This is a genomic window from Acidovorax sp. KNOB132 (assembly GCF_057541515.1).
This window is the reverse complement of the sequence record NZ_BAAJYT010000190.1, coordinates 1-6,882: the sequence shown is the minus strand read 5'-3', so window position 1 is coordinate 6,882 and position 6,882 is coordinate 1. Positions and strand designations below refer to the sequence as shown.

Below are 6,882 nucleotides of genomic sequence, written 5' to 3'. Positions count from 1 at the left end.
CGCGTGGCTGGTGGGCCGCAGCGCGCGCCGGGGCCTGCGCACCGCCGTGCGCTGGCCGCGAAGCCCTGGTGACGCTGCTGTGCGCACTGCTGGCGCTCAGCGCCCTGGGCTATGCCAGCAAGCCGTGGCGCCGGTTGCACCCGGTCGCCTACTGGACGCACTGGAACGCGGCGGTCCACGGCCTGCGCAGCGGCTGGGCCGACCAGGAGCGCCAGCGCAGCGCCCTGCTGGAGCGGGCGCGGCAGGCGGCGCCCGCGGTCACGCGCGCCGGCCCGTCCACCGTGGTGCTGGTGGTGACCGACAGCATCAACCGCGACAACCTGGGCCTGTACGGCTACGCGCGCTCCACCACGCCGCGCCTGGAGGCCCAGCAGCGCGTGCTGGGCGGGGAGATGGCCGTGCTGCGCCATGCGTGGTCGGTCGATGCCAGCACGCTGCCCGCGCTGGCCAACATCTTCGGCTTCGGGCAGCCGGGCCGGGCCGACGGGCAGCACGTGCTGGCGCTGGCCCGCGCCGCGGGCTACAAGGTCTGGTGGATGAGCAACCACGACGATGTGGCGATCGAGCAGCAGCATGCGCGCCTGGCCGACGTGGTGGACATGGTCAACCGCACGCCGGGCCGCGCGGGCGCCTCGCTGGACGGCGAGCTGCTGGACTGCGTGCAGGAGGCGCTGGACGACCCCGCCGAGCGCAAGCTGATCGTGGTGCATCTGATGGGCGCGCACCCGCACTACCGGCTGCGCTTTCCGAGCGGCGACAACCCGTTCGACGACCACGTGGACGCGGTCGAGGCGCAACTGGCCGGCCAGGGCCGCTCGGCCTGGGTGCGGCGCTACCGCCAGCAGTACGACGCCGCCCTGCTGTACCACGACTTCGTGGTGTCCGAGACACTGCAACTGGCGCGCGCCGGGGCGCGGCCCGGCGAGTCCCGGGCGTGGATGTACCTGTCCGACCACGGCCAGGAGGTCGGACACGGCAGCGACCGCGCGGGCCACAGCCCCGCAACCGCCTCGGGCTACCGCATTCCCACGGTGATCTGGCGCAGCGCGGCGGCGCAGCCGGTGTCCGCCGCCACGGCGCAGCGGCCGTTCCGCGCCGACTGGGCGGCCTGGACCCTGGCCGATCTGCTGCACATCGGCTGGGCCGGTGCCATGCCGGAGCGCAACGTGCTGGACGACCGCTACCGCTGGGTGGCGCCGACGCTGCCCGTGGCGGTGCCGTCGTTCTCGGAGTGAGGGCGGCGCAGGCGGGCATGCCTCTGGCTTTTGGATGCATGCCCCAATCGGGCCCCACCGCAATAATACCTAGGGCATGTAGCTATTAATTTAATAGCATCTGCCGGGGCATCGCTTTCGCGCCCGGAATCAGGCCATCGCACGATCGACCAGCAGGGTGTCGGTGAACTGCTCGAAGCGCACGATTCGCTCGCCCTGCACCTGCCACACGTGCGCCGCCCGCACCTGCATGGCCTTGCCCGTGCGGCCATGGGTGCCCGAGTAGCTGCCGACGCCCACGATGCGGTCGCCGCCATCGATCAACGTCTCCAGATCGAAGCGGTAGCCGATCCAGTCGGCGCCCAGCACCTTGAAAACTCTGTCCATCACCTGCTGAGGCCCCACCCAGGTGCCCGCGCATGGAAAACCCGCCATTTCGGTCCACTGCACGTCGGGCGCCATGTCGGCCATCATGGCGGCGATGTCCTGGCGGGCGGAGGCGGCGTAGTGGGCGGTGATGAGTTCGAAAGGCGTGCGCATGGAGATTCCGAAAGCAGTGAAGGACAGGCCGCCATGCCGAACGGGGCAGGGCGGTGGCGAGACGGTCCGGCATGTTTAACACGGCCGGCGCCCGGCGGGGTCGCCCGGGCCGGCCGCTACCCGGGACAATGCGATCCGCAAGGCCATGGAATCGCTGCGATTTTCGGGGCTGGGCCTGCGGTGGATGTGCCAGCATCGGGGGGTTGCGCGGTTGCGCCGGTGGACCCTCAGGAAAAGTCGGCCCGCCCTTTATTTCGCTAGGAGTTGTCATGAGCTTTCCCCACCGTTTCGTTGCGGGCGCCGGCGCGCGCTGGCTGGCTGCGGCCTGTGTCGCCGTGTTGGGCGCTTTTCCCGGTGTCCCCGCCTGGGCGCAGGGCACGATCAAGATCGGCGAGATCAACAGCTACAAGGCCCAGCCGGTGTTCCTGGAGGCCTACAAGAAGGGCATGCACCTGGCGGTGGACGAGGTCAATGCGGCGGGCGGCATCGGCGGCAGGAAGCTCGAACTGGTCACGCGCGACGACAACGCCAACCCCGGCGAGGCCGTGCGGCTGGCCGACGAGCTGGTCTCGCGCGAGCGGGTGGACATCCTGGCGGGCAGCTTCCTGTCGCACATCGGCCTGGCGCTGTCCGACTACGCCAAGCAAAAGAAGCGCTTTTTCCTGGCCAGCGAAGCGCTCACCGACAAGATCACCTGGCACAACGGCAACGCCTACACGTACCGCCTGCGCTCGTCCACCCACATGCTGTCGTCGGCCCTGGTGCCCGAGGCGCTCAAGCTCCAGAAAAAGCGCTGGGCCATCGTGTACCCCAACTACGAATACGGCCAGTCGGCGGTGGACACGTTCAAGAAGCGCATGAAGGCGCAGCAGCCCGGCATCGAGTTCGTCACCGAGCAGGCCGCGCCGCTGGGCAAGCTGGACGCCGGCAGCGTGGCCCAGGCCATCGCCGATGCCAAGCCCGACGCCATCTTCAACGCGCTGTTCGGCCCCGATCTGGCCAAGTTCGTGCGCGAAGGCACCACGCGCGGCCTGTTCAAGAGCACCCCGGTGGTCAGCCTGCTGACCGGCGAGCCCGAGTACCTGGAGCCGCTGCGCGACGAGGCGCCCGTGGGCTGGATCGTCACCGGCTACCCCTGGTACAGCATCGACACGCCGGCCCACAAGGCGTTCGTCGCGGCCTACCAGGCCAAGTACGGCAAGGAAGACCTGCGCCTGGGCGCGCTGATCGGCTACGACACCATCCAGTCCCTGGCCGCGGGCGTGAAGCGCGCGGGTGGCAAGACCGATGCCGAGTCGCTGGCCAAGGCGTTCAGCGGCCTCCAGGTGTCCACGCCCGACGGCCCCATCGAATACCGCGCGATCGACCACCAGTCCACGCTGGGCGTGTACGTGGGCAAGATCGCGCTCAAGGATGGCAAGGGCGTGATGGTCGACTACCGCTACGTGCCCGGCGATACCCTGCTGCCGCCCGAGGCCGAGTGCGCGCGCTGCGCCCCGCGCCCTGACGCGCTGGCCTGCCAATCGCCCGCGACCCCGCCGCGCCCCGTTCCGCCCGCGATGGATTTCTCCGGCTTCCTGACCCAGCTGCTCAACGGGCTGGCCGAGGCGTCGTCGCTGTTTCTGGTGGCGGCCGGCCTGTCGCTGATCTTCGGGGTGACGCGCATCGTCAACTTCGCGCACGGCTCGTTCTACATGCTGGGCCTGTACCTGGCGTATTCGCTGGTCGAGCGCATGGCGGGCCTGGCCGGCGGGCCGCTGGGCTACTGGCTCGGCCTGCTGCTGGCGGCGCTGGCGGTGGGCGCCTTCGGCGCGCTGGTGGAGGTGGTGCTGCTGCGGCGCATCTACCGCGCGCCGGAGCTGTTCCAGCTGCTGGCCACGTTCGCGCTGGTGCTGGTGGTGAGCGACGCGGTGCTGTGGCTCTGGGGGCCCGAGGAACTGGCTGGGCCGGCGCGCGCCGGGCCTGGCGGGCTCGATCGAGCTGATGGGCCGGCAGTACCCGGCCTACAACCTGTTTCTGATCGCCCTGGGCCCGCTGGTGCTGGGCCTGCTGTGGCTGCTGCTCACGCGCACCCGGTGGGGCACGCTGGTGCGCGCCGCCACGCAGGACCGCGAAATGCTCGGCGCCCTGGGCGTCAACCAGGCGTGGCTCTTCACGGGCGTGTTCGCGCTGGGCGCGATGCTCGCGGGGCTGGGCGGCGCGGTGCAGCTGCCGCGCGAGCCGGCCAGCCTGGCGCTGGACCTGCGCGCCATCGGCGAGGCGTTCGTGATCGTGGTGGTGGGCGGCATGGGGTCGATCCCGGGCGCCTACGTGGCCGCGCTGCTGATCGCCGAGATCAAGGCGCTGTGCGTGGGGCTGGGCACGGTGCAGTGGTTCGGCGTCGAGGTGTCGTTCTCCAAGCTCACGCTGGTGGTGGAGTTCCTGGTGATGGCCCTGGTGCTGGTGTTCCGGCCCTGGGGGCTGATGGGGCGGCCCCAGGCCGTGAGCCGCAACTCGGCGCCGGCGGAGGCGCCGCTGCGCCCAGGCACGCCGCTGTTCCGGGCCGCGGTGGTGGCCGTGCTGGCGGCCCTGGCCGCGCTGCCGCTGCTGTCGGCCTGGCTGCCGTATGCCACGGTGCTGGCGCAGGACGTGCTGGTGGCGGTGCTCTTCGCGGTGAGCCTGCACTTCATCATGGGCCCGGGCGGCCTGCATTCGTTCGGCCACGCGGCCTACTACGGGCTGGGCGCCTACGGCGCCGCGGTGCTGCTCAAGGCCTTCAGCATGCCCATGCCGCTGGCCATGGCGCTCGCGCCGCTGGTGGCCGGGGCCGGGGCGTTGGTCTTCGGCTGGTTCTGCGTGCGCCTTTCGGGCGTGTACCTGGCCATGCTGACCCTCGCGTTCTCGCAGATCGTGTGGTCGGTGGTGTTCCAGTGGGACGCCGTCACCGGCGGCTCGAACGGCCTGATCGGCGTGTGGCCCGCGCCGTGGCTGGGCGGCGCGGCCTACTACTACCTCACGCTGGCGCTGGTGGGGCTGTCGGTGTTGGCGCTGCGGCGCGTGCTGTTCGCGCCGTTCGGCTACGCGCTGCGCGCGGGGCGCGACTCGGCGCTGCGGGCCGAGGCGGTGGGCATCGACGTGCGGCGCGTGCAGTGGATGGCCTTCGTGATCGCGGGCGGGTTCGCCGGCCTGGCGGGCAGCCTGTTCGCGTTCTCCAAAGGCAGCATTTCGCCGGAGGCGGTGGCCGTGGGCCAGTCGGTGAACGGGCTGGTCATGGTGCTGCTGGGCGGCCTGCAAACCCTGCTGGGCCCCATCGTCGGCGCGGCGGCGTTCAGCGTGCTGCAGGACGCCATCCTGCGGGCCACGGAGTATTGGCGCGCGCTGTTCGGCGGGGTGATCCTGCTGCTGGTGCTGGCCTTCCCGCAGGGCATCGCGGGCTTCGCGCAGCAGATCGCACAGCGCCGGGCCGAACGACCGGCGGCGGCGCCCGCCATCCCCGAAGGGCCGTCGCCATGACGCTGCTCCAGGTGCGCGGCCTGCGCAAATCCTATGGCGGCGTGCAGGCCGTCGATGGCATCGGGTTCGACCTGGCGGCGGGGGAATTGCTCGCGCTCATCGGGCCCAACGGGGCGGGCAAGTCCACCACCTTCGACATGGTGGGCGGGCAGACGAAGGCCACGGCCGGCTCGGTGCAGCTGCAGGGGCGCGAGCTGCTGGGCCTGCCCCCCCGCGCCATCGCGCGCCTGGGCGTGGGCCGCACCTTCCAGATCGCGGCCACGTTCGCCTCGCTCACCGTGGTCGAGAACGTGCAGATGGCGCTGCTGTCGCACCACCGGCGCGTGTTCGCGCTCTGGCGGCCTGCTGCCTCGCACTACCGCGCCGAGGCGATGGCGCTCCTGGCCCAGGTCGGCATGGACGCGCAGGCCGGCCGCCCGTGCAGCGAACTGGCCTACGGCGACGTCAAGCGCGTGGAGCTGGCCCTGGCGCTGGCCAACGATCCGCAACTGCTGCTGATGGACGAGCCCACCGCCGGCATGGCGCCGCAGGAGCGCAGCGACCTCATGGCGCTCACCCGGCGGCTCGTGGCCGAGCGCCGCATGGCGGTGCTGTTCACCGAGCACAGCATGGACGTGGTGTTCGCCCATGCCGACCGCATCATCGTGCTGGCGCAGGGCCGGCTCATCGCCGAGGGCGATGCCCACGCGATCCGCAACCACCCCGGGGTGCAGGCGGTGTACCTGGGCGCCGGCACGACCTTCGGGGAAAAGAGCGGGCACCGGGAAGCGGTGCCGGAGGGCGCGGCATGACGGCCCCCGCGCCGACGCCGCCGCCGCTGCTGCTGGAGGTCTCCGGCCTGAACGCCTGGTACGGCGCGGCGCACATCCTGTTCGACGTGTCGCTGCAGGTGCGCCGCGGCGAGGTCGTGGCGCTGATGGGCCGCAATGGCGCGGGCAAGTCCACCACCTTCAAGGCCATCATGGGTCTGCTCGCGCGGCGGCAGGGGCGGGTGGATTTTCTCGGCCGCCCGATCGCGGGGCTGGCGCCCTACGAGATCGCGCGGATGGGCCTGGGCTTCGTGCCCGAGGACCGGCGCGTGTTCGCCGACCTCACGGTCACCGAGAACCTCGCGGTCGGCCGACAGCCGCCCCGGCACTGGCCCGACGGCAGCGAGGCGCCGTCCTGGACGCCCGCCGCGCTGTACCGGCTCTTTCCCAACCTGGGCGCCATGCAGGACCGGCCCGGCGGGCAGATGAGCGGCGGCGAGCAGCAGATGCTCACCGTGGCGCGCACGCTCATGGGCAACCCGTACCTGGTGCTGCTGGACGAGCCCTCCGAGGGCGTGGCGCCCGTGATCGTCGAGCAGATGGCGCAGACGATCCTGCAGCTCAAGGCCCGGGGCGCGAGCATCCTGCTGTCCGAGCAGAACGTGCGCTTTGCCGAGATGGTGTCCGACCGGGCCTATGTGCTGGAAAAGGGCCAGATCCGCTACGAGGGCCCGATCGAGGCGCTGTCGCGCAACGAGGACGTGCGCCGCGCGTACCTTGCGGTGTAGGCCGCGCCATGGACACCGCCTGCGACGAAGCCCTGCCCACGGCGCCGGCCCACGGCGTGGTCGGCGTGCTGCTGGCGGCCGGCCACGCGCGGCGCTTCG

The 6,882-nt window shown here is 71.6% G+C and carries 4 protein-coding genes and 2 pseudogenes; 5 read left to right on the top strand and 1 reads right to left on the bottom strand.

The window, feature by feature from the left end; genetic code table 11:
* The coding region (locus AC27IO_RS18325) for a phosphoethanolamine transferase (RefSeq protein ID WP_498740061.1) at positions 1 to 1,235 on the top strand (1,235 nt) is incomplete at its 5' end.
* Positions 1,236 to 1,364: 129 nt separating this feature from the next.
* Here the strand turns inward: AC27IO_RS18325 and AC27IO_RS18320 are convergent.
* Positions 1,365 to 1,754 (bottom strand): nuclear transport factor 2 family protein, encoded by a 390-nt coding sequence (locus tag AC27IO_RS18320; RefSeq protein WP_498740060.1) that lies wholly within the window; start codon positions 1,752 to 1,754, stop codon positions 1,365 to 1,367.
* A 269-nt stretch (positions 1,755 to 2,023) separates the two neighbouring features.
* Between AC27IO_RS18320 and AC27IO_RS18315 the strand changes: the two are divergent.
* The 4 genes and pseudogenes from AC27IO_RS18315 to AC27IO_RS18300 form a co-directional block, all read left to right on the top strand.
* Positions 2,024 to 3,235, top strand: a pseudogene (locus AC27IO_RS18315) (ABC transporter substrate-binding protein); the annotation flags it as partial.
* A 78-nt stretch (positions 3,236 to 3,313) separates the two neighbouring features.
* Positions 3,314 to 5,246: pseudogene (locus AC27IO_RS18310) on the top strand (ABC transporter permease).
* Positions 5,243 to 6,037: an ABC transporter ATP-binding protein gene (locus AC27IO_RS18305; protein ID WP_284407312.1), complete on the top strand. Its 795-nt coding sequence runs from the start codon at positions 5,243 to 5,245 to the stop codon at positions 6,035 to 6,037. The pseudogene AC27IO_RS18310 and the gene AC27IO_RS18305 overlap by 4 nt, the downstream one beginning before the upstream one ends.
* Positions 6,034 to 6,783, top strand: coding sequence for an ABC transporter ATP-binding protein (locus AC27IO_RS18300; RefSeq protein WP_498740058.1), 750 nt, complete (start codon positions 6,034 to 6,036; stop codon positions 6,781 to 6,783). The genes AC27IO_RS18305 and AC27IO_RS18300 overlap by 4 nt, the downstream gene beginning before the upstream one ends.
* Positions 6,784 to 6,882: the final 99 nt, after the last annotated feature.

Excerpts from the sequence above, each read along its gene's own strand:
- AC27IO_RS18320 (WP_498740060.1), bottom strand. The coding sequence starts at position 1,754 with ATGCGCACGCCTTTCGAACTCATCACCGCCCACTACGCCGCCTCCGCC.
- AC27IO_RS18305 (WP_284407312.1), top strand. The coding sequence starts at position 5,243 with ATGACGCTGCTCCAGGTGCGCGGCCTGCGCAAATCCTATGGCGGCGTG.
- AC27IO_RS18300 (WP_498740058.1), top strand. The coding sequence starts at position 6,034 with ATGACGGCCCCCGCGCCGACGCCGCCGCCGCTGCTGCTGGAGGTCTCC.